Origin of the sequence: Phyllobacterium sp. 628 (genome assembly GCF_014189505.1) — a bacterium.
Classification (GTDB): domain Bacteria; phylum Pseudomonadota; class Alphaproteobacteria; order Rhizobiales; family Rhizobiaceae; genus Phyllobacterium.
This window is the reverse complement of sequence record NZ_CP050303.1, coordinates 133,478-157,516: the sequence shown is the minus strand read 5'-3', so window position 1 is coordinate 157,516 and position 24,039 is coordinate 133,478. Positions and strand designations below refer to the sequence as shown.

The 24,039-nt window shown below is 54.5% G+C and carries 19 protein-coding genes and 1 pseudogene; 14 read left to right on the top strand and 6 right to left on the bottom strand.

From position 1 onward, the window contains the following. Positions 1–13 precede the first annotated feature (13 nt). Positions 14–787, top strand: coding sequence for a phosphodiesterase (locus HB779_RS23325; RefSeq protein ID WP_188346769.1), 774 nt, complete (start codon positions 14–16; stop codon positions 785–787). 32 nt (positions 788–819) lie between these two features. On the opposite strand, the gene HB779_RS23320 is transcribed toward HB779_RS23325, so the two are convergent. From HB779_RS23320 to HB779_RS23310, 3 genes are all read right to left on the bottom strand, one after another. Next, a complete protein-coding gene (locus tag HB779_RS23320; protein WP_188346768.1) occupies positions 820–2,052 on the bottom strand; it encodes a Hint domain-containing protein in 1,233 nt (410 codons plus the stop codon). Between the two features lie 101 nt (positions 2,053–2,153). Then, positions 2,154–3,368 (bottom strand): Hint domain-containing protein, encoded by a 1,215-nt coding sequence (locus HB779_RS23315; protein WP_188346767.1) that lies wholly within the window; start codon positions 3,366–3,368, stop codon positions 2,154–2,156. Between the two features lie 156 nt (positions 3,369–3,524). Then, positions 3,525–4,493, bottom strand: a complete 969-nt coding sequence (locus HB779_RS23310) for a helix-turn-helix domain-containing protein (RefSeq protein ID WP_188346766.1) — start codon at positions 4,491–4,493, stop codon at positions 3,525–3,527. Between the two features lie 337 nt (positions 4,494–4,830). Here HB779_RS23310 and HB779_RS23305 point away from each other — a divergent pair, with 337 nt between their 5' ends. The 3 genes from HB779_RS23305 to HB779_RS23295 all read left to right on the top strand — a co-directional run bounded on the left by HB779_RS23305 (position 4,831) and on the right by HB779_RS23295 (position 9,241). Beyond that, complete coding sequence (locus tag HB779_RS23305) at positions 4,831–6,189, top strand: dicarboxylate/amino acid:cation symporter (protein WP_188346765.1); 1,359 nt, start codon at positions 4,831–4,833, stop codon at positions 6,187–6,189. 534 nt (positions 6,190–6,723) lie between these two features. Beyond that, a complete protein-coding gene (locus HB779_RS23300; protein WP_188346896.1) occupies positions 6,724–7,377 on the top strand; it encodes a L,D-transpeptidase in 654 nt (217 codons plus the stop codon). Between the two features lie 715 nt (positions 7,378–8,092). After that, complete coding sequence (locus HB779_RS23295) at positions 8,093–9,241, top strand: NAD(P)/FAD-dependent oxidoreductase (RefSeq protein WP_188346764.1); 1,149 nt, start codon at positions 8,093–8,095, stop codon at positions 9,239–9,241. A 94-nt stretch (positions 9,242–9,335) separates the two neighbouring features. On the opposite strand, the gene HB779_RS23290 is transcribed toward HB779_RS23295, so the two are convergent. After that, positions 9,336–10,301 (bottom strand): NAD(P)H-binding protein, encoded by a 966-nt coding sequence (locus HB779_RS23290; RefSeq protein ID WP_371823972.1) that lies wholly within the window; start codon positions 10,299–10,301, stop codon positions 9,336–9,338. A gap of 92 nt (positions 10,302–10,393) precedes the next feature. Between HB779_RS23290 and HB779_RS23285 the strand changes: the two genes are divergently transcribed. After that, positions 10,394–11,317 (top strand): LysR family transcriptional regulator, encoded by a 924-nt coding sequence (locus tag HB779_RS23285; protein ID WP_188346763.1) that lies wholly within the window; start codon positions 10,394–10,396, stop codon positions 11,315–11,317. Positions 11,318–11,352: 35 nt separating this feature from the next. Here HB779_RS23285 and HB779_RS23280 read toward each other — a convergent pair whose 3' ends face one another. Continuing rightward, a complete protein-coding gene (locus HB779_RS23280; RefSeq protein WP_188346762.1) occupies positions 11,353–12,393 on the bottom strand; it encodes an ABC transporter permease in 1,041 nt (346 codons plus the stop codon). Then, positions 12,390–13,874, bottom strand: a complete 1,485-nt coding sequence (locus HB779_RS23275) for a sugar ABC transporter ATP-binding protein (protein WP_188346894.1) — start codon at positions 13,872–13,874, stop codon at positions 12,390–12,392. The genes HB779_RS23280 and HB779_RS23275 overlap by 4 nt, the downstream gene beginning before the upstream one ends. A gap of 393 nt (positions 13,875–14,267) precedes the next feature. On the opposite strand from HB779_RS23275, the gene HB779_RS23270 reads away from it, so the two are divergent. The 9 genes and pseudogenes from HB779_RS23270 (at position 14,268) to HB779_RS23230 (ending at position 24,017) form a co-directional block, all read left to right on the top strand. Next, a complete protein-coding gene (locus tag HB779_RS23270) occupies positions 14,268–15,311 on the top strand; it encodes a substrate-binding domain-containing protein (protein WP_188346761.1) in 1,044 nt (347 codons plus the stop codon). Between the two features lie 440 nt (positions 15,312–15,751). Then, entirely contained in the window at positions 15,752–16,327 is a 576-nt protein-coding gene (gene msuE / locus HB779_RS23265; protein ID WP_188346893.1) for an FMN reductase, read from the top strand. Between the two features lie 27 nt (positions 16,328–16,354). Continuing rightward, complete coding sequence (sfnG, locus tag HB779_RS23260) at positions 16,355–17,458, top strand: dimethylsulfone monooxygenase SfnG (RefSeq protein ID WP_188346760.1); 1,104 nt, start codon at positions 16,355–16,357, stop codon at positions 17,456–17,458. Positions 17,459–17,585: 127 nt separating this feature from the next. Beyond that, positions 17,586–18,488: an ABC transporter ATP-binding protein gene (locus HB779_RS23255; protein ID WP_188346759.1), complete on the top strand. Its 903-nt coding sequence runs from the start codon at positions 17,586–17,588 to the stop codon at positions 18,486–18,488. Further along, positions 18,488–19,384 (top strand): branched-chain amino acid ABC transporter permease, encoded by an 897-nt coding sequence (locus HB779_RS23250; RefSeq protein WP_188346758.1) that lies wholly within the window; start codon positions 18,488–18,490, stop codon positions 19,382–19,384. The genes HB779_RS23255 and HB779_RS23250 overlap by 1 nt, the downstream gene beginning before the upstream one ends. 2 nt (positions 19,385–19,386) lie before the next feature. Next, entirely contained in the window at positions 19,387–20,460 is a 1,074-nt protein-coding gene (locus tag HB779_RS23245; RefSeq protein ID WP_188346757.1) for a branched-chain amino acid ABC transporter permease, read from the top strand. A gap of 65 nt (positions 20,461–20,525) precedes the next feature. Beyond that, entirely contained in the window at positions 20,526–21,860 is a 1,335-nt protein-coding gene (locus HB779_RS23240; RefSeq protein WP_188346756.1) for an ABC transporter substrate-binding protein, read from the top strand. 77 nt (positions 21,861–21,937) lie between these two features. Then, on the top strand, positions 21,938–22,744 hold the full coding sequence (locus HB779_RS23235) for an ABC transporter ATP-binding protein (RefSeq protein ID WP_188346755.1): 807 nt from the start codon (positions 21,938–21,940) through the stop codon (positions 22,742–22,744). Positions 22,745–22,768: 24 nt separating this feature from the next. Continuing rightward, a pseudogene (locus HB779_RS23230) lies at positions 22,769–24,017 on the top strand (SfnB family sulfur acquisition oxidoreductase). The last annotated feature ends 22 nt before the right edge of the window (positions 24,018–24,039 follow it).

Here is a 24,039-nt window from a genome sequence, read left to right as displayed (position 1 = left end):
TCCGAGATCTCAAATGAAAATCATTCAGGTAACTGATCTGCATCTCGTCACTCCGGGTGACATTCTTTGCGACCTTGATCCGCTGCAAAATCTTCGTGCCTGTATCACCGACATCAATCACAACCATCCGGATGCGGAGCTCGTGGTATTCACAGGTGACCTCAGCGATACGGGAGGCGAAGATACCTACCGAGCGCTGGCCAAAGAGCTGGAAAATCTCGTGCCGCCCTACCGGCTATTAATGGGCAACCACGACAATCGCGATGCATTCTTACAGGTGTTCGATGCGATCAAACCGGAGGAAGGCTTTGTCCAAAGCGTTCTTGATACGGCAGAAGGCCGATTGATCTTCCTTGATACATTGGCGGAAGGCCGGGTTGATGGCTGCCTCGATGATGCAAGGCAGGCGTGGCTGAAGCGGCAATTGGTGGAAGCTGCAGATCGTCCCGTATTCTTGTTCCTGCATCATCCGCCCTTCCCGCTTTTTCTGCCATTGATTGACAGCTATTGGCTGGCGGATGCGGAAGCGCTGTACGCTCTGTTACGTGAACATGGCAATGTCAGGCATATTTTTGTTGGCCACGCACACCGGCCTGTCGCCGGAAGCTGGCGTGGTATTCCAGTCAGCGTTCTTCGGGGCACCAATCACCAGAATGCGCTGGATTTCAACCCGGACCGGATCATGACTACGCTGGAGCCACCCGCCTATGCCGTGGTCTTCATAGACCGCGATACTGTGATCGCACATTTCCATGACTTTCTCGACCGGACAGCCGCCTACCGCTGATGTTCCGGGTTGGGCGACTGTCCGGTATTGTCCTATTGCAACGCATGCGAAAACGGAAAGACATTGCTCGGGGTCCCGAGTGAATCGCGGTCCTGATGTTTGTGATAGCCAAGCTCTTCCGCGCGTTGTGCCAGAGTGTGACGGAATTCCTCCAAAATAGGCCCGGAGTAAAGCGGGGGGTAGCAATGGACAATTTTGCTTAGATCAATCGGCGCGCTGAACATGAGCGTGCCGGGCGCCAGAAACATTCCCCGATTGCCAAGATCGAGATAGCTTTCAGCATAAGCGCCATCTGCGACGAGCACCGAATGCTGTTCAAGTTCGATGTGGTAATAGGTGAAAGGCTCCAGCCTTACATCTTGCGTGATGGTTGTACCATTGATCAGAAGCTTTGCCGGGATCAGATAACCATCCAGAAACAGGCAATGGTCCGGAGACAGGTAGAGGTCTCGATGCGGCATATCTTCTTCAAGAGATCCGGGTCGAATGCGGATAGGCAGACATTCCCGTGGATTGGTCGCTTTTTTGGGAAAGATGGTGCGGTTTCCTACCCAGGTGACGGCCCGCGTTTCACCATTGAGGGTGTAGATCAGATCCCCTTTTTTCAGATACTCGACCCGAATTTCACCGCCCGGTGTCGAAATGAGGGTTCCCTCAAGAAAGCATGGTATTTCGACTGTGACGGTTCCATCAGCACTTATGCTGCTGAATTGCGCTGCGGCATCGACGTGAAAAACAGCAATGTCCCCATTGATGCCAAGGAAGTTGGGTTTCTGGAAATGCACCATACCGTCGCTGACATAATACGAAGTTGCGCCGGTAACTTCTATTTTGTCACCTTTGTGCAGATTGAGAAGTGTGGGCGATGGCCCGAGCTTGAGAGCAAATGTTGGTGGTGTGTATATGAGTGTTCCAGTACCACCGGACGGCTCGAAATCAATTGTTGTCGTATCGGCGATATCGAGGTCAATACTGCTTCCAATAATATGGAGAGGTGATTTCTCGCCGATTTCATAGGTGAAATTCTCGGCAATACCGATCTTTGCAAGCGAAGTGCCTGTCGTCAGTGTGGCTCCGTTGATCAGTTTAATTGTTGTGCTTGAAGCGACACTGGCACCAATAATGCTGTTCAGGGTGATGTTGACCCCATTGATGACAAGCGTACCGCTTTTGGCAAGGGTCAGATCAAGAAGGTCTCCATCCCTGTACTCGGTTGAATCAATGGTGTGCGTGGTATCATCGAGTGTAATGGATTTAGGGGCCATGGCCGCAGTTCCTTCAAAATAATTTGGTGATGAAATATGTCCTATGATTATGCGTTGAAGCCGGAATGGCTCAAAATGATCAGACGTCCAATCGGTTAAGGCTACGGATTAATACAGCTTGCCGGGCAAGATTGGACGGGCGGAATAGTCATTGTTTGGGCACTATCCCTGGCAATGGCCGCACGCTGTTCCAGCACATTGCGAACAGCATCCAGCACAGGTCCGGCATAGACAGGCGGAAAGCAATGTACGACTGTGCCTAGATCAACCGGCTTACAGAACATGAACATGCCGGGCTCCAGGAACATTGCTCTGTTGCCAAGGTCGAGATAACTTTCGGTGTAAGCGCCATCTGCGACCAGCACCGCATGCTGTTCAAGTTCAATATGGTAATAGGTGAAAGGCTCCAGCCTTAAATCCTGTGTGATGGTTGTGCCATTAATCAGAAACTTTGCGGGGATCAGACAGCCCGCCAAAAACAGACAATGGTCTGGAGACAGGTAAAGGTCCCGGTGCGGCATGTTTTCCGCAAGCGCGCCGGGGCGAATGTGGACCGGCAAGCACTCCCTCGGGTTGGCTGTTTGAGGAAAGATGGTGCGGTTTCCCACCCATGTAACGGCACGCGCTTCCCCATTGAGGGTGTGAACCAGATCCCCCTTTTTCAGATATTCAACCCGAATTTCACCACGTGGCGTTGAAATGAGCGTGCCTTCGAGAAAACAAGGCACCTCGATTGTAAAGCTTCCGTCTTCATTTGGCTGGCCGAGTTCAAGACCTTCCTCTACTTTGAAAGATGCGATAATGGCCCCACCTTTGCCATGAAAAAGTAACCTTTCGCCGTCTACTTCGGCAGACGTTGCACCATCAACCTGGATTTTGTCGCCCACGTGAAGATTGATGATCTTCATTGGACCAGAAAGGCGGAGGCCCACCCCACCGGGTGTGTAGTGGAAAGTTCCAGTTCCTTCGGGATCGGCGAAGTCGATTGTCTCGGAATTGAGTAACTTTACGTCAAGGAACGATTGTTTGAGATGGAGTAGCGACTGATCGCCAATTTTGTAAGTGAGGCCATTAAGAGCGTTGACGTCAAGTAGTGAACCGTCAACTGTCAGCGTTGCCCCATGAATGAGTTCGATCGTCGTGTTGGAAAGTGCCCCCACACCCAATAAGCTTTTGAGTGTTATATCGACACCGTCAATGACAAGGGTACTTCCCCCTGCCAGCTTTAAATCAAGCAGCTCGCCGCTGGAGTAATGTTCTTTATCGATGATAGTTTTACCATCATTAACAGTAGTAATCGGGGTAGGATCTGGCATTTTGTAATCCTTTTATAAAATGGCTGATACTGAAATGAATTTACAGATAACTTCTGTTATACAAACGTCTATTAAAAACGCATTTGCCAGCTTTTGTTTGGCTGATCATGAGCTTTAAGAGTTTAGAAATGCAGCAATTCGAGGCATTTCTGCTCTTTATTCGTTGCAATAGAAACGCATTACCGAGGATGGGGTTTTTCCATAAAGCTTGCGATAGATCACCGCAAAACGGCCTGCATTTGAAAACTGCAGGGCAGCCGCCAGATCAGTTACCGTTGTCGCCTGCCCGCTGATGATCGCTTCGTGCGCTTCTGCAATGCGATAGCGGAACAATATCTGGATGGGAGTAGCATCCCGGAATGACCGGAAAATACGCTGCAACGTTCTGGTGCTGCATCCGGCTGCGTTGGCGATATCCTGAATGTTGACAGCACGATAAAGATTCCGGCGCATGAATTCTTCCGCGCGGCGAAGCTGTTTTGGATGAAGTTGCTGTGGTGCTGATCGGATACCGCCGCTGAAATTATGCGGGGCAAGACTGTAGATCTGTGTGAGCAGCAGGTGTTCATAGCTTGCATCGAGCAAAGCGGAGTTTTTTGACCCCTCCCCTCTTCCGCGATTCATGCTGGCAAGTGTGTGACGAAGGGCCGTAACCGGGTGATTATGGAAATCGGGAACAATCGAAAACTGAAGCCCTGAACAGGTAAGGCTTTTTGAGCAAAATTCGAAATGCTGCTTCACCTGTTGCAAAGGCAACTGCAGTGCAAGCCATTCTGTGTTCTCGCTGAGCCTGAGGATGACTGCCGGATTGTTCACGACCGTCCCGGCATATCCCTCCAGCAGAAATTCAGACTGGCGCGTTTTCGTGTTGTAGATTTCAAACGATCCGCTCAGGACGAAGATATAGAGCAGCAAATCGGCCGCGCCGTCTGACAGCGAATGAATAATTGTTGGCGTCGTACCCTTGAGGATTTGCGCTTCCTTGAGGACGTGCGTTTTGTCCACGATGAGATTGGGGAAGCCGCTTTGGCGCGGCTGCTGCGCCGCTTGTATCTGTTCGGCTTTAATGGGCTGGTGAAGAGCATTCGCAAGGTGCAGACCACGGTCAACTGTGCCATTAAGCATTGCCTCAATCCTTGAATGAACAAATGTAAAATATGAACATTTTTAAAATCGATATGTGAAATCCACTGCGCAACTTTAAAGGGAGTTAGTATGAAGTATAATTTATGGTTGTGTTTATTAGCGCGATTGAGGAGATTTGAAAATTCGACTTTAGGCGGTCAACTATAGGCGTTGACGCAGAATATCCTTTGATCTGCGGAAAGAAATTGCGGGATAGTCAAGATGATCAGACTGTTGTGCGCTCTCGGTCTACACTCATAAGTGGTAATATTGCTGCAATCGAGCGAGTCGAAATGTTTTTGATTTCGCTCACTTGTCCCACTGCGAGACCATTGCCATGTCAAAAACATTGTCGCCCTCTGCCCCCAAACCCTTCTATCGGACCTTTGGTTTTCAAGTCATCGTCGCCATGATCATCGGACTGGCGCTTGGGTTGATTGCCCGCGACCTTGGACTGGATGCAGCCGGCAAGCCGAACTGGCTGAGCGTTACGCTTCAGACAGTCGGCTCGATTTTCGTCCAGTTGCTTCGGGCGCTCGTTCCGGCTCTGATCTTTACTGCTATCGTCGCCAGCATCAGCAATCTGCGCGCCCTGAACAATGCGGCGACGCTGGTCTGGCAGACGCTGCTTTGGTTTGCCATCACGGCACTCATAGCTGTAGCAATCGGCATTACGCTCGGGCTTGTCATCAAGCCTGGTATCAATTCTGCCGTGCTCGCGACTTCGGCCGCCGTTCCTTCTTCGACCGGGTCATGGCTGGATTTCCTCAAGGGTCTGATCCCATCCAATATGCTTGGCCTGCAGGCATCCACGAAAATGACCGACGGCGGCGCAAGCACGTCTCTCTCGTTCAACGTGCTTCAGATTGTGATCATCTCCATCGTGGTGGGTGTCGCCGCGTTGCGGGTCGGGTCCATTGCGGAACCATTCCTAGATTTCAATCGCGCGCTCTTGGCCGTGGTACGCAAAATTCTCTGGTGGGTTATCCGGTTGACGCCGATCGGCACAATCGGATTGCTTGGCACTGCCGTTGCACAATATGGCTGGGAAACGTTGGCCCAGCTCGGCTGGTTCTCTGCGGCGGTTTATATCGGCCTCGGCATCGTGCTTTTCGTTGTCTATCCCGTCGTGCTGCTCTTGCACGGGCTTAATCCGGCACGGTTCTTCGCCGGAGCCTGGCCGGCGATCCAACTTGGTTTCGTCTCGCGCTCTTCGATTGGGACATTGCCGGTGACCGAAGCCGTGACAGAAAACAATCTCGGCGTGCCGCGCGAATATGCGGCCTTCGCAGTGCCGCTGGGGGCGACGACAAAGATGGATGGTTGTGCCGCAATCTATCCGGCCATTGCTGCGATCTTCGTTGCGCAGTTTTACAATATCCCGCTCGGTCTTCAGGAATATGTTCTGATCGCATTCGTATCTGTGATCGGGTCTGCGGCAACAGCTGGTTTAACCGGCGCGATTGTTATGCTGACCTTGACCCTGTCAACCCTCGGATTGCCGCTGCAGGGTGTTGGCCTTCTGCTGGCGGTTGATCCCATTCTCGATATGGGACGCACGGCAGTGAATGTGGCCGGGCAGGCGCTGATACCAACGATCGTTGCCAAGCGTCAGGGAATACTCGATCAGGCGCAATATGACAGCACGGCAGGGATCGATGTGATTGATCCTTCGGGTGCCACTGCGACCGCCTGATATTGAATGCTGGAAGCGCGCTGGTGTGTCTCCAGCGCGCTTCCGCGGAGTTGACAGCTGTCAACTTGCTTTAGGTTCCGGGCTAGGGTGCACTCATAAAGTGTTGTTTGCGTCGATTGACGGGTATGTTGAGTTCCTCCGTTCCTCCGTTCCTCCGTTCCTCCGTTCCTCCGTTCCTCCGTTCCTTCGCGATATGCGCTTGCCCGTCGCCGATCTCCAAAAACCTGAACGATGCCGGATTGGGTCTGATTGAGCGCATCGAACGAATAGTTGAGCCATGGACGCCAAGCGAGGCTCCGGTTTGATTCAGGATCGGCTTGAGTTGACAGCTGTCAACTCGGCTCTCGGCATCGCCATTCTTGGTTAAAATGTCTCTGATGGGATTCACTCTTTATAAACCACATTTCCATAAGGTTTTAGTAATTGCCACAGTTGTAAGCGAGTACCGAGTTGTTCAAGCGTAATCAGGCAGCCATCACCAGTCTGCAAGCTCCCGCCATTTCCCGACGTCACCTGTTATTGGGCGCAGGCTCCATGGCCGTGCTCGGTGTTTCGGGTTGTTCGCAGACATTCGAACTCCCTGATATGGGGATCGATACGAATTCCACCGGCAGCATCCGCCCGCAAATCAGCATCGACAAAACAGTCACGGTTCCTGATGTGATGTACGCTGCGGTGCAGGAGGGCCCATATTCGCTTCCCGCTATTCCCTATCAGAAAGTGCCAGCACAATTCCGGCGTCAGATCGTTGTCGACCCCACCGGCGAGCAGCCCGGAACGATCGTCGTGCGCTTGCAGGAGCGTTTCCTTTATCTGGTTCAACCGGGAGGCGACGCGATCCGCTACGGTGTCGGTATCGGCAAAGCTGGCTTCCTCTGGAGCGGCCGCGCAAACATTCAGTACAAGAAGGAATGGCCGCGCTGGACGCCGCCGCGCGAAATGATCCAGCGCAAACCGGAACTCGTTCAGTATCAAAATGGCATGGAGCCCGGACCGCAGAATCCGCTCGGCGCTCGGGCCCTGTATATTTACAAGGATGGCGCGGATACCGGCTATCGCATTCACGGTTCGCCCGAATGGTGGTCAATCGGTCAATCCATGTCATCGGGTTGCGTGCGTCTGATCAATCAGGACATCATTGATCTCTACAGCCGCGTGTCGGGCAAGGCGACTGTCGTCGTCGGTTAAGTCCAACCTGCAGGATTTGGTTGGGCAATCCATCCTGAATTGAAAACACCGGAACAGGCATGCTCCGGTGTTTTTTCTTCTCATATTTCTGTCCGTACCGGTTCTGCCATATACAGGCTCTATTTTGTGGTGTTGTGTAATCCTTAAAGTTGTCGGGTATAATCTGCCTTAAGGCCGATCAGGAAAACGACAGAAGTCCGAAATGCGGAGAGGGCAGGGGCCTCTGTAATCCCGAGAGATTGGCATAGATCAATCGGCCCATTTCCAAGTGTTTTCTTGAAGGAATGCTTGGGCTATATGGGTACAGAGCAAAGTATTCGCGGTTGCAAACCCCTCCAAATGATCAAGCCAATCCATGATGAAGAAGTAATTGGCGCGATAGCTACCGTTTCGTGGAAAAAATACAATAAAAACAATATTCTCGTAGGCGTCAAGTTTTGTTGATTTACACGCCAAAACTATGAGCTCCAGAATGGATAGTGGTGGGCGGCTCTGAGTCCCAATCACAACGTGTCATTGGGCTCCTTTGGGATCTGACGTGAATTCTCCGCCACTAAAATCTTCCAAAGTCTCTTCTCCATTCCTCCACGAAGCTATTTTGATGAGCGCAGTACACGTCGCGCGAACGTCTCCGACACATTTTGTCTCGCCACTTGTATTGGTACCTATGTTTATTTATATAGCTACCTATGTATAATGCAATCAGAGAAATCCCATGAATAAATTCCCTCGCATAGCCATTATCGGTGCAGGACCAGGTGGGCTGGTGCTGGCGCGTATTCTTCATCTTGCCGGAATTCCGGCAACCATATTCGAGAGTGAAAAACACTCGCTTGAACGGCCGCAAGGTGGAACGCTTGATCTTCATACCGGATCGGGACAGCTTGCGCTCGAGCGTGCGCATCTGCACACCGAATTTCTGCACATTGCGCGTTATGAGGATCAGGGCAGCCGTCTCTATGACAAGTCCGGTGCGCTTCTTTTCGCCGATGACGCGGAAAGCGGTGATAGGCCAGAGGTCGATCGAACGGCGCTGCGCGAAATATTGATCAATTCGATACCTGCCAACACCATCCAATGGGATCATAAATTGCAGGAGGTGCGCTTGCGTGAGGACGGCAGCTATGACCTCGTCTTTGCCAGAGAAACAAAGGGGCCATTTGATCTTGTTGTCGGCGCCGATGGAGCATGGTCGCGGGTGAGACCTCTCGTCTCACACTACAAACCGCAATATACGGGGCTGACCTTTATCGAGTTTGGCATTGACGACATTGACGCGCGTTATCCCATCCTGTCGCAACTCGTTGGCCGTGGAAAAATCGATATTCAGGCAGATGGAAAGGCGATGATCCTGCAACGCAATGGCAATGCCCACGTCAGAGGCTATGCGATTTTTCGTGTGCCGCCAGATTGGGCCAATGCTACGTTTGATTTCAACGCGCCCGAGCTTGCCCGTGCGCGCCTTGCTGCGGAATTCACCGGCTGGGCCCCGGTATTTGTCGATCTCATCCATGCCAGCAATGATTGCATTGTTCCCCGGCCGCTCTACGCATTGCCGGTCGGGCATCATTGGCCGAACCGCATCGGCATAACCCTTTTGGGAGACGCGGCTCATGTCATGTCGCCCTTTGGCGGGGAAGGTGTGAACGCTGCGATGCTTGATGCAGCGGAACTGGCTCGCCAGCTTATTGAAACCGGTGATTGGAGAGAGGCTGTCAAAGCCTATGAAGTGGATATGTTCGAGCGGATTGTCGAACCGGCCCAGTATGCGGCCGAAGCTGTGGCCACTGAGTTGTCGCATGTCGGGCTTGAGCTTACCCTTCAGCATTTGCAAGCACACGCCGATATGCGGGGTCAAAATTAGAAAGTTCGGAACGATGCTCCATTGGACCGGTGAGAAACAGCGGCCACCCAGACCGCTGTCTCAAATCGGACAGGCTGACCGCTTTCGTTCCCGCTTATCGGTCCTGAAGACAGCCAAGGTCCGACAAGGTCTGCCTTACCGCCTCGTCAATGGGTGTCCGGGGTTCGGTTGGCAACACACTGAGCAATCGCTTGTTGGTCATGCGCAGAGGCTGCTTCCACAAATACCGCATCTCCTTCAGTTCGTGCATGAACGCATTGAATGGTGCAGCAACCGGTACAATCCACCAGGGGAATGAAGCAACCGGCACAGCACGGCCGACCACGCGCTGAATGGCTTCTGCCATCTGCATTCCATCGGAATCCCAGAACCCATCCATGTGATAGACAGCAAAGCTTGGAAGACTGTCGGCACGCTCCACCAGTTGCGCCATTGTCTCGGCAACGTCGGGCAGAAATGCCCATTGATGTCCAACGCCGCGCCGTGAAGGATTGCTTATGCGGGAGACTGGCTTACCCGGTGTGACCAGTCCTTGTGAAAACCAGTTGTTTGCTGCTTTCGGGCCAAAGAAATCACCTGCACGTACAATCAGCACATTCACGCCCGCTGCCGACGCATCCTTCAAATGCTGTTCCATGGCAACACGCAGCTTGCCTTTTCGAGTGATTGGATTTTGCGGACTGCTTTCATCAAGGACAGGAAATGCATCGGGTCCAAAATTGTAGACAGTGCCGGGCAGAAGCACGCGGGCAGCCGTCTGCTTTGCCGCAGCGATTGTATTGTCGAGCATCGGCAACACGAGCTTTTCCCAGTTCTGATATCGGGGCGGGTTAACCGCATGTACTATAAGACATGTGCCTTGTGCGGCGTTGCTCACATCCTGCGCATTAAGGGCGTCACCTAAGATCCAATCGAAATCACTTGCAGTGTTCCGGGCCTTGGCCAGGTCTCGTGTCAGGGCCTTGATGTGCCAGCCTCTTGCCAAAAGGTTGCGGGCCACCGCGCCACCAATGCCGCCAGTTGCACCGAGTACAAGCGCAGTTCGTTCTACAGTTTGCATGATCGTTTTCTCCATCTGGTATATCGACGAGAATGGACCAATTCTTCGATAAACAAAATTGACGAAAATCTTGGATCAGATATACATAAATAATGGAGCAGGCGCCGAACTGGGATCTCTATTGGACCTTTCTTCACGTCCTTCGCGAAGGTTCGCTTTCGGCCGCCGCGCGCGAGCTGGGTTTGACCCAGCCGACGGTCGGACGCCACATCGATACGTTGGAACAGATGATCGGTGCACAGCTTTTCACCCGCTCGCCCCACGGTCTGCTTGCCACGGATGTTGCGCTTGAACTGCAGCCCTATGCGGCGGCGATGGCTGCCAATGCCGCTGCACTGGTACGGATGGCGTCTGCACAGCATGACAAGGTTGAGGGCACCATTCGGATCGGCGCGAGTGAGGTTATTGGTGTAGAGGTACTTCCCGGTATAATCGCGCAATTACTGAACACATACCCCGCCCTGCACATTGAATTATCCGCCTCCGATACGGTCGAAGATCTTCTCAATCGCGAGGTCGATATTGCCGTCAGAATGGCTGAACCGTCACAGGATGCCCTTCTCGTACGCAATGTTGGGTCTATCCCATTGGGCCTTTATGCGCACAGTGCTTACATCGCCAGATATGGCACACCCCGCACTGTGGCGGATTTGAAGAAGCACCGGCTTATCGGCTTTGACCGGCAGACCGCGTTTGTGCGCGCCATTGAGAAGCGTTTTCCGGTGACGCAAGAGCTTAAGTTCATTTACCGCACCGACAGCAATCTTGCCCAGCTCGCAGCTATTCGAGCGGGAATTGGCATCGGGATTTGCCAGGATGGTCTGGCGCAAGACAATCCCGAGCTGATCCATCTCCTGCCCGATCAGTTTTCCATAGGTCTGCCAACGTGGATTGCCATGCACGAAAATCTGGGCTCGTCACATCGTTTTCGCCTGGTGTTCGAGACATTGATAAACGGCATGCTCGGCTACATCAAAAAAACAGCGGCGACAAAGCCGGGGCGACCCTCGGTTTGAACTGCCGAGGCTTGGCTGTCAAAGGTGGGCAAGTCTTAGGTGTGCCGGTGTCCGAGCCCGTAAGTGATTGCTAATGCACCAACCAGGACGGCACCTTTGACAAAATCCTGGGTGTAGTAGGGTATGTTGAGCATCGTCAGACCATTCAGCAATACCCCGACGAAAATGGCACCGACGAGCGTGCCGAAAACATTTGGCCGCCGCAGCCCTAAAACGGCAAATCCGATAAGAGAGGCCGCAACGGAATCCATGAGAAGAGATGCGCCGGATGATACATCGCCGCGGCCGACACGTGCTGCAATGATGATGCCGCCGAGCGAGGCGAGGATGCCGGAAATCACATAGGCCATTGTTTTAAGGCGTGCCGTTGATGCACCCGCCAGTCTCGTTGCAACTTCATTGCCGCCGGTCGCAAAAAGCAGCCGGCCAATACGGGTCTTTTCCGTCAGCACAAACGTGATGATTGCAACAATCGCCATGAGAACGACCGGGACCGGCACTATCCCGAAAAGGTTATAGCGTCCGATCAGCAGAAACAGTGGATCGTAGGCGCCCTGTGCGGTCTTGCCATCCGGCAGGATGAGCCCCGATGATATGGACCGGCCCGCAGTGGGAATGAGTTGCAGCCCGGTCAGCAGGAACATCATTGACAAGGTTGCCAACAGGTCCGGCACCCGCAATTTGACAATGAGAAAAGCATTGGCAAGGCCAACCAAAGCACCGAACGCCAGCACGATGGGCAAGGTTTCATAAACGCCCAGTCCCCAGACAATCATGGAATAGCTCGCGGCCATGACACTGGATGCCGCAACAGCACCTATGGACAGATCAAACCCGCCGACGGCCAGACTGATTGTGACACCCGCGCCGAGAATGGCCACGACGGATACCGCCTGAAGCACACTCATCAGATTGGCGAGATGAATGAAAGCGGGCTGTGCGATGGCAAAGCCGGTGACGAGAACAACAAGCAGTACGAAGATCGCCGCCCTCTGAATGATTTCGACGATCTGCGCCCATATATGTTTGCGGGACGCTCCCTGCTCAATCGCATGCGTGTTCTGGAGGCTAGTCATGAGAGTGGGGCACTCCAGTCAGGATTGGTTGCTTGGCCGGTTGATCCGGATATCAGGCTGTGATGATCGATAACGAGAATGCGGTCGGCGACTTCGAGAGCTTCTTCGGGATCGGATGTGGCAATCAGGACGGCGCGATCGGTACGGCTACGGATAGCCCGGATAATATCGCTGCGCGCACCGGTATCCACCCCTTGGAACGGCTCATCGAGCAGGAGGAGTGCACTCGGCTCAGCTTCCCAGCGGGCAAGAACCACCTTTTGCTGATTGCCACCCGACAGCGTTGAAATGGGCGCGGATGGCCCGGATGTCCTGATATGGAGACGGTGGATCGCACTTTCCGCTTCCCGCTGCTCGCGAGTGCCGAAAAGAAAACCCGAGGGAAACCATTTTGCCAGATGCGGCAGACTGATGGTTTGAGCCAGCGTACTTCCCGGCCAGTCCGCCGGCATGAGCGATGATTGATGGCGATCTTCCGCCGCCATGGCGACACCTGCTGCAATGGCGTCGCGTGGGTTCACCGGCTTGTAGGAAGTGCCGTTCAGAAACATCCTGCCTTGCACAAGTGGAGATATCCCGAAAATGGCTGACATGAGCCTGCTCTTGCCAGCCCCGAGCACACCGGTAATCGCGACGACTTCACCCTTGTGCAGCGAGAGATCAAATGGCTGTGAATCCTGTAAAAGCCTGATGTCGCGCATCTCGAACACGGGGGTTCCGGAGGCCGTGCGTGCACCCGGACGGGCATGGGAAAGCTTGCGGCCGATCATCAATTCGACAGCCTGTTCAAACTGGATCGGCCGTTCAAAGTTTCCAACCGCTTTGCCACTGCGCATAACCACCACCCGGTCGGCCAATGCCTTGAGATCGGCAATGCGGTGCGAGATATAAAGGATGGCCAATCCCTTCGCTTTGAGTTGCAAAAGAATATCGTAAAGCCGCGCCGACTCCTGTCCGGAAAGGCTGGCCGTAGGCTCATCAAGGATAAGCAGCGAGGCCCGGTTGGCGAGCGCCCGCGCGATAGCAACCAGCTGCCGGGTGGCAGCGGGCAGATCGGCGAAATCACGATCGAGGGGCAGATCAAAACCTGCACTATCCAGGATTGCCTGTGCGCGCCGTTTTACACCGGAACGGGTGAGGAAAAACGGTTCGGAACCATCGGCATAGCGATTGAGCAGGAGCACGTCGGCAACGCTCAGCCCCGGCGCACCGACACGCTGCATGGATTGGTGCACGGTCGCAATTCCCGCCGCCGCTGCCTCGGAAGGGGATTGGGGCGCAAATGGTTCATCCTTGAAACGGATGGTTCCCCCATCCGCGGGGAACACGCCGGACAAAATGTTCACCAGTGTGGATTTTCCGGCGCCGTTGGCACCCATCAATGCCACGATTTCGCCCGCCGATACCTGAAGGTCCGCATGGGCGAGCGCACGGGTGGCGCCAAAGGAGCGGGAAACGTTTTCAACCTTCAAAAGAGGCATTGTAGCGAGGTATCCGTTTGCCTGTGAAGTGCTGATAGTGAGGCCAACCATATGTCCCACATCCGGATAATGGCAGGTAGTGCGGAAGCCGGAACCGCGTTTCAAATTTCCCCCGATGCACGCAATATTGTGCCCAAGCTGCAGGGAGTGATGGCAAATCAAGCCAAAGGCGTTCGGATGGCCGATTTCTGTCCCGTGTCCAGCTTCGAAGACCTCAGGTTATTTTGTTTCGAATGAACCCTGACAAAGGAAATGCATTTTTCGCGCGCGTTCAAATTTGGAACGGCGTGATTATACAGGGAAACTGCAGGCAGTATCCTGATGCCTGTGACGGATGGTACAACGGGGTGAGCTTGTTGATCGGTTCCTGTCATCCTGAGAAGGGATACGATCATGAAATATGTCAACGGACTTGCGGCCGCCAGCGTTCTGTTTGTGGGTTTTGCCGGTTGCGCCGCCGCAGCCGGTATCGACGGGGCACCGGCGCCTTTTAACAAGGGCGGCGTGAAAGTCGCCCTGATTTCCTATATTTCCGCCGGTGACTTCTTTCAGTCCTATCAGGCGGGCGCGCAGGCTCAGGCGAGCAAACTGGGAATTGACCTGCGGATATTCCCGGGCAAACAGAATGCGGCCGAGCAGCGCGAACAGATCCAGCAAGCCATCAATCTGGGCGTTGCGGGCATTGTCGTTGATCACGGCTTGCCGGAGTCGATCGGGGATGTTGTGCAGCAGGCCGTTGATGCCGGGATCAAGGTTGTGGCCTTTGACGTCAATTTGAACAATCCGGCAGTCCCGCAGATTGAGCAAAGCGACCATGAATTGGCTCGGCTCGCCCTGGAGCAGGCAGTCAAGGAAAATGGCAGTAAATTTCAGGCCGGATATGTCTACGTGGCAGGTTTTGCACCGCTCGACCGGCGCAATGAAACCTGGGAGAAATTCAAGTCGGATAATCCTGACGTTGTTGAGAAGACCCGGTTCGGGGTTGTCAGCGACACCACGGCGACAAGCACAGCGGATCAGGCCAAGGCGGCGTTCATCGCCAATCCGGATATTAAAGTGGTGTTCGCTCCCTATGACGAGTTCGCGCGGGGTGTGAAACTGGCCGCGCGTGACCTCGGTATTGCCGACAAGATCAGGATTTACTCGGCCGATGTTTCAACCGCCGACATTCAGGAGATCACCGAGGAGGGCAGCCCATGGGCGGCGACCGCTGCGACAAATCCGGCAGTGGTCGGGGCTGTTTCGATAAGGGCAGTTGCGCTCAAGATCGCAGGGACCGACGTCCCCCGGCAAATCGTGGTGAAACCCGCCTTGTTGACGCAGGCCGCATTGCGGGAGGCCGGGGTCAAGACGATCGATGAGCTTGCTGCCAAAGTCCGGTCATTCAGCACGAGCGACGCGGTGACCGCAGATTGGATACCGGCCAACCTGTATTGAGGTCACTAGGAAGCTGAATTCTTCCTCAGTCAATTTTATAACAGATGCGGCTTGGCTGCCGCATCGAACGCCGAAATATCATGCCGTCCGATTGCATCCGGCGATGGTGGCCGCCGCGCCCTTTGGATCAATATTGGCCTGCGCTCATTCTCGTCATCATCCAATAATCCCCCAGATTAATATCCTCGCAATTCCATGTCGCATTGCCAACGGAAGGCCAAATTCGCCTGCATTTCATTCAGATTTATGAGTGTACGATCTAGGAAGCGGCATCACCCATTTAGAGACGGTGCCACTGCATTTGGCTCTTCGCATGCCGATAAACGCATCAGCAGTTTCGTTGAGAAGATCAATTTTGGAATGAGTTTCTTTTACGAACGGCAACTGATCCTCTTAGTCTTGATAGCTATCGTTGAAGAGGAAAGTGTCGCGTGGGAAGCATAAAAGTTCTTGGTTTATCGGGGAATGTCAAACAACCCTCGCGCACGGCATCCGTCGTCCGGTCTGTCGTGACCGCTGTTGAACAGCACTTTTCAATTGAGGGACGCGTCATTGAACTCGTTGATGCGGCACCGATCCTGTTTCGCGCGTTGCGGGCAGATCAGTTGGATCAAGCCGGAAGAGATATTATCGATGCGGTAGAGGCCGCTGATATTCTTGTCGTTGGATCGCCCGTCTACAGGGCGTCTTATACCGGCGCGCTGAAGCACCTCTTTGACCTCGTGGACTTTCGTGCGTTGACTGGGAAAAGGGTCATTCTCGCTGCGACGGGCGGCACGCCGCTTCATGGGTTGATGACGGAACATCAGTTGCGGCCGCTCTTTGGGTTTTTCAACGCGCTCACTGTTCCCACTGCCATTTATGCAACCGAGAGCGATTTCACCGGGCATGCGCTGACGAGCGCCGCTGTTGCCGAACGCATCAATCGCGCGGTGAGCGAACTGATCCAACTTTTCCCGAATGCTGACGTCAGCACGCGCATCGCTCACACGAACCTGCACCCTGAAACCGTATAATCACTTTTACTTTGGAGCTACAAACTGATGTCACTGAAAACAACCGAACCTGTCAAATTCGCCTATTGGGTGCCCAATGTTTCCGGCGGACTTGTGATCAGCAACATCGAACAGCGGACCGGCTGGGATATCGATTACAACCGTAAACTGGCGCAGATCGCCGAAGCCAATGGCTTTGAATATGCGTTGAGCCAGATCCGTTTCACCGCCGGTTACGGCGCTGAAAACCAGCATGAATCGGTGGCCTTCAGCCATGCCTTGCTGGCGGCGACGACCACACTGAAAGTGATCGCGGCACTACTGCCCGGACCATGGAACCCGGCACTCGCTGCCAAACAGATCGCAACGATCAGTCATCTGACCAACGGCCGCGTTGCCGTGAATGTCGTCAGCGGCTGGTTTCGCGGGGAGTTTGCGGCCATTGGCGAGTTGTGGCTCGATCATGATGAACGTTACCGCCGGTCGGAGGAATTTATCCGCGCTTTGCGGGGCATCTGGACTGAAGATAATTTCACCTTCAAGGGCGATTTCTACCGCTTCAACGACTATTCGATGAAGCCGAAGCCGGTTGATCCGCAGCCGGAAATCTTTCAGGGCGGCTCGTCCCGTGCTGCGCGCGATATGGCTGCCCGTGTTTCCGACTGGTACTTCACCAATGGGAATACGCCGGAGGAGATCCGCAAACAGGTCGATGACATCCGCACCAAGGCCGCCGCCAATGGCCATTCTGTCAAGGTTGGGGTGAACGCTTTTGCCATTGCCCGTGAAACCGAAGAGGAGGCGCGGGCCGTGCTTGACGAAATTGTCGCCAAAGCCAATCCCGAAGCGGTGCAAGGTTTCGCCGATCAGGTGAAAAATGCTGGCAAGGCATCGCCGGAAGGTGAAGGCAATTGGGCCAAGTCCTCGCTGGAAGATCTTGTGCAGTATAATGACGGATTCCGCAGCAATCTCATCGGAACGCCTGTGCAGATTGCCGAGCGCATTATCGCATTGAAGCAGGCCGGTGCCGATCTCATCCTCCTTGGTTTCCTCCACTTCCAGGAAGAGGTGGAGTTCTTCGGCAAGCATGTCATTCCGCTGGTGCGCGAACTGGAAGAGCAAAAACAGATCACTGCCGAAGCGGCGGAATAGCAGACCCGAAAAGAATATTAGACACGCCATGACCATAAACGCCGACCGATAGAACCCGGTCGGCGAACGAGACCTCGTACCCGCCGTTCTGAACTGTGCCGAACGGAAAGATTGCTGGAGAAACTGGATGAATTCGATGAACCGCGTACTCGGAGGGCCTGCCACCGCGTATTTCCCTGCCGATATCGCGGCAGAACGGCAGGGATTGGGGGAACCTGTCAAACCGCTATCTGCTGCGCAGGACACCGCTCTTGGACTTGATGGCATCAGCCTGTCCTTCGGCGGCGTTGTTGCTCTTGATAATATTGATCTTGCTGTGCGCCGCGGCGAGATCAGAGCGATTATCGGGCCCAACGGCGCGGGAAAAAGTTCCCTCATCAACATCATCAGTGGTGTTTACCGGCCTGATCGCGGCCGTATCACGATTGGTGCTGATCGATTTACCAGCGTCCCCACGCAGAAACTGGCTCGTCTGGGAATTGCACGCACGTTCCAGAACCTGGCATTGTTCAAGGGACTGAGCGTGATCGACAACGTTATTTCGGGGCGGGCATATAAAGTCCGGTCGACGTTTCTTGCACAGGTACTTGGATTGAGCGGTTCGCGCCGCGAGGAGGCCGATGCGCGCGGCCGCGCAGCGCGGATTCTGGAATTTCTCAATCTGAACCATGTCAGCAATCGCCTTGCCGGCACGTTGCCTTATGGCCTGCAAAAGCGTGTCGAGCTTGCCCGTGCGCTTGTGGCCGAACCAGCGATCCTTTTGCTTGATGAGCCGATGGCCGGGATGACCGCATCCGAGAAGGCCGAGATGGCTGAATTCATTCTCGCTGCGAACCGGGAATACAACACAACAATTGTTCTTATCGAACACGATATCGGTGTGGTCATGGAACTCTCGGATCGCATCGCTGTGCTTGATTATGGCCGGAAGATTGCTGACGGAACACCTGAAGAAATCCGTGCCGACCAAGGGGTAATCGACGCTTATCTCGGTGTGGCGGCCGAGAACATTGATGGTGGGGGAATCTGATGTCCGGGTTCGACTGGCAGTTCTTTGTTGAGGTTCTGATCGGAGGCTTGCTTTCGGGTGTCATGTACTCCCTCGTCGCGATCGGCTTTGTGTTGATCTACAAAACCTCGGGCGTTTTGAATTTCGCGCAGGGCGCGATGCTGCTTTTTGCTGCGTTGACATTTGTCAGTCTGGTGGAAAGAGGCGTGCCGTTTGCTCTGGCGCTGATCATAACCTTTGCCGTGATGGTCGTGATCGGTATTGCCATCGAACGCGTTGTTCTCAGGCCGTTGACCAACAGGTCGCCAATGACGCTGTTCATGGCAACGCTCGGCCTCTCCTATATTCTGGAAGGCGCGGCGCAGCTGATATGGGGCACGCAGGTCCATGGTCTTGACCTGGGTATTGATGATGTCCCTTTTGAAGTAGGCGGCGTTCTCATCAGTCAGTTCGATCTCTTTGCAGCTGCGATTGCCGCTGCGCTCGTGTTGTTCTTATCGGTCTTCTTCCGCTACACCCGCGTCGGTCTTGCGTTCCGGGCCGTGGCTGATGATCAATTTGCTGCCTTGGCAGTGGGGCTGCGCCTGCCGCGAATATGGGCAACTGTCTGGGCTGTCGCCGGGCTCGTTGCGCTGGTTGCCGGTTTGCTGTGGGGTGCGCGGCTGGGTGTGCAGTTCTCGTTGTCGCTGGTCGTGCTGAAGGCATTGCCGGTGCTCGTCCTTGGCGGGTTCGACTCCATACCGGGGGCAATTGTCGGCGGGCTTCTCATCGGAGCGACCGAAAAACTGGCGGAAGTCTATATCGGCGAATATTTCGGCGGCGGCACTGAAAGCTGGTTTGCCTATGTCGTTGCCCTCGCTTTCCTGCTGATACGCCCCTCCGGTATTTTCGGACAAAAGCTGGTGGAGAGGGTTTAGCGATGACCGTGGCCACATTCGAAGCTTCCGCTCCATTCCATATTCCGCGCTGGCTTGCACCCTTTGTCGTGTTGAGTTTTGCCTATATCGCCGTTCCCTTCATTGGCACGAATTATCTGTTTGAAGCAATTCTTCTGCCGTTTCTCGCGCTTAGTCTGGCGGGCGTCGGGCTTAATATTCTGACCGGATATGCCGGACAGGTATCGCTTGGCAGCGCAGCGTTTTTAGCTGTCGGCGCCTTCGCGGCGTATAATTTCAATCTTCGCATCGAGGGATTGCCGCTGATTGGCAGCATCATTCTTTCCGGTTTTGTTGCCGCAGCAATCGGCATTGTCTTTGGTTTGCCAAGCCTTCGCCTGAAGGGTTTTTATCTGGCGGTTTCGACCTTGGCCGCGCAGTTCTTCGTGCAATGGGCGCTGACCAAGTTCAGCTGGTTTTCCAATGATTCCGCTTCTGGTGTCATTGATGCACCGTCACTTTCCATTGCCGGAATTGCATTCAACGGCGCTGTCGGCCGCTATATCTTCTCTCTGACAATCGTGTCGCTTCTGACATTCTTCGCTTACCGGTTGGTGTCGTCGCAAACCGGGCGAAATTTCATTGCGGTCCGCGATAATGAAACAGCGGCACGGATTATCGGCGTACCCGTTCTGAAAACAAAACTTATAGCCTTTGCGATTTCATCGTTCATCATAGGGGTTGCCGGCGTTCTCTGGGCTTTCACCTATCTGAGAACCGTGGAACCGGCCGGCTTCAATCTCGATCGTTCATTCCAGATATTGTTCATCATCATCCTCGGCGGGCTCGCATCCATTCGCGGCGCATTTTTCGGCGCGGCGCTGCTGGTTGTTTCGCCGCTGATCCTGTCACGGCTCGGCTCGTTCCTGTTCGGTGATCTGTTCAATTCCGGTGTGCTGGATATGAGCCAGCGTATTGTTTTGGGTGCGCTGATCATCCTGTTTCTGATCCTGGAGCCGGACGGTCTGGTGTCACTCTGGGACCGGATCCGAAAGCGAAGTGTGGCCCGCCTGAACAAGCGAAAGCATGTCGGAAGAGCCGCACAGCCTACCCAATGAAACCTTAGCCTGAAATCAACATTCGGCCGGAATCTCACCGGTCAACGAGAGGAGTGTATCCAGAAATGCATCTATTCAATCAACTCAAGGCAGCGGCAGTTGCAGCCAGTCTTGTCCTGTCCGTCGCCCTTCCGGCCGCCCATGCGGACGAGCAATATTTCCCCCTGCAAAGCTATCGCGTCGGGCCCTATGCCGCTGGCGGTACCGGCTTTTTCGGTGGGTTTATCGACTACCTCAATCTGATCAATACGCGCGACGGCGGCGTCAACGGCGTCAAACTCACCTGGTCGGAAGGCGAGACACAATATGAGGTGGAACGCGGTGTCGAAGTTTACGAACGCCTGAAAAACAATCCCGGTGTGGCGGCATGGAATCCGCTTTCCGTTGGCATTGCCTATGCGATGATCGACCGGATCACGCAAGACAAAGTGCCGCTGATCACAATCAATCACGGCCGTACCGATTCCACCGATGGACGGGTGTTTCCCTATGTCTTCCCGCTGCTGCTCAACCCTTACAGCGAGACATCCGGCATCGTGAATTACATCGCGTCCAAGGAAGGCGGGCTGGAAAGCCTCAAGGGCAAGAAGATGGTCGTGCTCTACCACGGATCCCCTTACGGCAAGGAAACCATTCCGATCTACGAGCTTCTCGCCAAGAAATATGGCTTTGAACTGCAGCAGATTGAAGTTCCGCATCCCGGTAACGAGCAACAGGCACAATGGCTGACCATTCGCCGGGCGAAGCCGGATTATGTCGTGCTGCGCGGCTGGGGCGTGATGAACCCGGTTGCTCTGAAAAGCGCGGCCAAGGTTGGCTTCCCGGTTGACCATATTGTCGGCAATGTCTGGTCGAATTCGGAAGAGGATGCCATTCCGGCCGGTGATGCGGCGAAGGGTTATACGGCCATTACCACGCAGGCATCCGGTGCCGAATATCCGGTGGTCAAGGAAATCATCAAGACGCTCTATGACAACGGCAAGGGCAATCTGGAAGACAAGAACCGGATTGGTTCCGTCTACCATAATCTTGGTATCGTCAACGGCATCCTCAACGTTGAGGCTATCCGCATCGCGCAGGAAAAATTCGGCAAGCGGACGCTGACAGGTGATGAGGTTCGCTGGGGCTTCGAGCATCTGCAACTCGATCCGGCCCGTGTTGAGGCGCTTGGCGCCAAGGGCCTGTTCCATTCGATCAATGTCAGCTGGGACAATCACGAGGGCAATGGTTACGTCACGTTCCAGCAATGGGACGGCAAGAAATGGAATGTCGTATCGGACTGGATTGCGCCCGATTGGGCACTGCTGCGGCCCATTATCGAGAAATCAGCGGAAGCCTATGCCAAGGAAAAGGGCATCAAGCTGCGTACTTCCGAAGACGTAGTCACCGCCACCAACTGAAACACCTATCCGGACCGTGAAGACCGTCGCGGTCCGGATAGAAATCAGCATTTTTTCTGAACCCGGGAGACAGTCCTATGGCTGAGCATGATCTTCCCTTGCTGGTCGTCGATGGCGTGAGTGCCACATACAACCATGCAATCGCAGCCTTGCAGGGCGTGAGCTTCGCCGTCCGGCGCGGCGAAATCGTAGCTCTTCTGGGAGCCAATGGTGCGGGCAAGACGACGGCGCTCAAGGCATTGTCCAATCTGCTTCCGGCGGAGCGCGGCCAGATTACAGCAGGCTCTATCCGCTTTGACGGGCGGGATGTGACGGCGACAGCGCCGGCGGATCTGGTCCGGTCCGGTCTCGTCCAGGTTTTGGAAGGCCGGCATTGTTTCCGCAATCTGACCGTGGAAGAGAACCTCATCACGGGAGGAATCGGCCGCAGTGCCCGCCGCCCGGAAATCGCTGACGATCTGGAAAAGATTTACCTGCAGTTTCCACGCCTCAAGGCAAAGCGCCGGACGCTGGCAGGCCTGACATCGGGCGGCGAACAGCAAATGACCGCCATCGGCAGGGCGCTCATGTCGCGGCCGCGTCTGCTCGTTCTGGATGAGCCGTCGATGGGCCTTGCACCCCTTGTTGTCAGGGACATTTTTGAAACCCTGCGCAAGCTCAATCAGGAGACCGGACTTGCGATCCTGGTCGCCGAACAGAATTCGACCGTTGCGCTCAAATATGCGCATCGAGCCACCATTCTTGAAAACGGCATATCTGTCCTCAGCGATTCAACTGAAAATCTTCGCAATGGCAACGATGTGACGAAGTTTTACCTGGGTGAGAGAACCGTGCCGCTCGCCGTCGCCAAACCGGCCAATCAATTGACCGAAGCTGGAACCTGAACCCCTTAACGAGGAGATACCGGAATGACCATTTCCAAAGTGAATATCGACAATGCGTCCGAGGCGGTTCCGCCGTTCCCGCGGCCAGCCGAACCAGCCCATATTATCAGCAGTGATGCAGAGGCGATTGCAATCGCGAAGACACTGGCCGCAACATTCGTGCAGGGGTCCGCGCAGCGCGACCGCGAACGGATATGGCCGATTGTCGAGCTGGATGCCTTCTCCCAGAGCGGGCTTTGGTCGATCAATGTTCCCAAAAAGTTTGGCGGCCCGGAGGTTTCCTACGCAACCCTTGCAAAGGTCATCGAGATTATTTCGGCCGCTGACTCTTCCATCGGCCAGATTGCACAGAACCATCTTGGCGTCGTCGCCGCCATTCGCACCGTTTCGGATGAGGAGCAGCAGAAGCTTCTGTTTGCCGAAGTGCTCAAGGGTACACGTTTCGGCAATGCTTTTTCCGAATTCGGGTCAAAACGCGCGGTAGACTTTCAAACGCGGTTCACCGATGAGGGCGATCATGTTCTGGTCAATGGCCAGAAATTCTATTCCTCCGGCGCATTGCTTGCGCATCTGGTGCCGATTGTTGCCCTGGATGATGAAGGGCGCGCTTGGTACGCTGTCGCGGAGCGCGGCGCTCCGGGACTGAGTGTTATCGACGACTGGACAAGTTTTGGTCAGCGCACGACCCTGTCCGGAACCGTCATCCTCAACAACGTCAAAGTGCCGAAAACACACCTTGTGCCGGGCTATAAGGGTTACGAAACTCCCACAGCGGATGGTGCGATTTTCCAGATCATTCAAGTAGCGGTTGATACGGGTATCGCGCAGGCGGCGATTGATGAAACTGTTGATTTCGTGCGCACGAAGAGCCGGGCCTGGGTAGACAGCGGTGTTGAGAACGCATGGGACGATCCTTACACCATTCAAGCGATCGGTGATCTTACCTTGCGTTTGCATGCAGCTCAGGCGCTTCTGGAAAAAGCGGGTTACGCCATAGATCGGGCCATTGCCAACCCGGATGCTGAAACCGTTGCGGAAGCTCAAATTGTCACGGCAGAAGCAAAAATTCTGTCCACGGAGATTGCCATTGCTGCCACCAACAAGCTTTTCGAGCTGGCCGGAACCCGCTCCACACTTGCCGAACACAATCTCGACCGGCATTGGCGCAATGCGCGGACCCATACCTTGCACGATCCGGTCCGCTGGAAATACGCAATCCTCGGAAAGTATTTTCTGAATGGAGAAAAAGCCGCCCCTGCACGCCTGGAGCTGACCGGTCTATCGCTGGTTAAAGC

Excerpts from the sequence above, each read along its gene's own strand:
- HB779_RS23285 (WP_188346763.1), top strand. The coding sequence starts at position 10,394 with ATGGAGCAGGCGCCGAACTGGGATCTCTATTGGACCTTTCTTCACGTC.
- HB779_RS23240 (WP_188346756.1), top strand. The coding sequence starts at position 20,526 with ATGCATCTATTCAATCAACTCAAGGCAGCGGCAGTTGCAGCCAGTCTT.
- HB779_RS23255 (WP_188346759.1), top strand. The coding sequence starts at position 17,586 with ATGAATTCGATGAACCGCGTACTCGGAGGGCCTGCCACCGCGTATTTC.
- HB779_RS23310 (WP_188346766.1), bottom strand. The coding sequence starts at position 4,493 with ATGCTTAATGGCACAGTTGACCGTGGTCTGCACCTTGCGAATGCTCTT.
- sfnG (WP_188346760.1), top strand. The coding sequence starts at position 16,355 with ATGTCACTGAAAACAACCGAACCTGTCAAATTCGCCTATTGGGTGCCC.
- HB779_RS23270 (WP_188346761.1), top strand. The coding sequence starts at position 14,268 with ATGAAATATGTCAACGGACTTGCGGCCGCCAGCGTTCTGTTTGTGGGT.
- HB779_RS23300 (WP_188346896.1), top strand. The coding sequence starts at position 6,724 with ATGGCCGTGCTCGGTGTTTCGGGTTGTTCGCAGACATTCGAACTCCCT.
- HB779_RS23280 (WP_188346762.1), bottom strand. The coding sequence starts at position 12,393 with ATGACTAGCCTCCAGAACACGCATGCGATTGAGCAGGGAGCGTCCCGC.
- HB779_RS23290 (WP_371823972.1), bottom strand. The coding sequence starts at position 10,301 with ATGCAAACTGTAGAACGAACTGCGCTTGTACTCGGTGCAACTGGCGGC.
- HB779_RS23325 (WP_188346769.1), top strand. The coding sequence starts at position 14 with ATGAAAATCATTCAGGTAACTGATCTGCATCTCGTCACTCCGGGTGAC.
- HB779_RS23295 (WP_188346764.1), top strand. The coding sequence starts at position 8,093 with ATGAATAAATTCCCTCGCATAGCCATTATCGGTGCAGGACCAGGTGGG.
- HB779_RS23305 (WP_188346765.1), top strand. The coding sequence starts at position 4,831 with ATGTCAAAAACATTGTCGCCCTCTGCCCCCAAACCCTTCTATCGGACC.
- HB779_RS23275 (WP_188346894.1), bottom strand. The coding sequence starts at position 13,874 with ATGCCTCTTTTGAAGGTTGAAAACGTTTCCCGCTCCTTTGGCGCCACC.
- HB779_RS23235 (WP_188346755.1), top strand. The coding sequence starts at position 21,938 with ATGGCTGAGCATGATCTTCCCTTGCTGGTCGTCGATGGCGTGAGTGCC.
- HB779_RS23245 (WP_188346757.1), top strand. The coding sequence starts at position 19,387 with ATGACCGTGGCCACATTCGAAGCTTCCGCTCCATTCCATATTCCGCGC.
- HB779_RS23320 (WP_188346768.1), bottom strand. The coding sequence starts at position 2,052 with ATGGCCCCTAAATCCATTACACTCGATGATACCACGCACACCATTGAT.
- HB779_RS23250 (WP_188346758.1), top strand. The coding sequence starts at position 18,488 with ATGTCCGGGTTCGACTGGCAGTTCTTTGTTGAGGTTCTGATCGGAGGC.
- HB779_RS23315 (WP_188346767.1), bottom strand. The coding sequence starts at position 3,368 with ATGCCAGATCCTACCCCGATTACTACTGTTAATGATGGTAAAACTATC.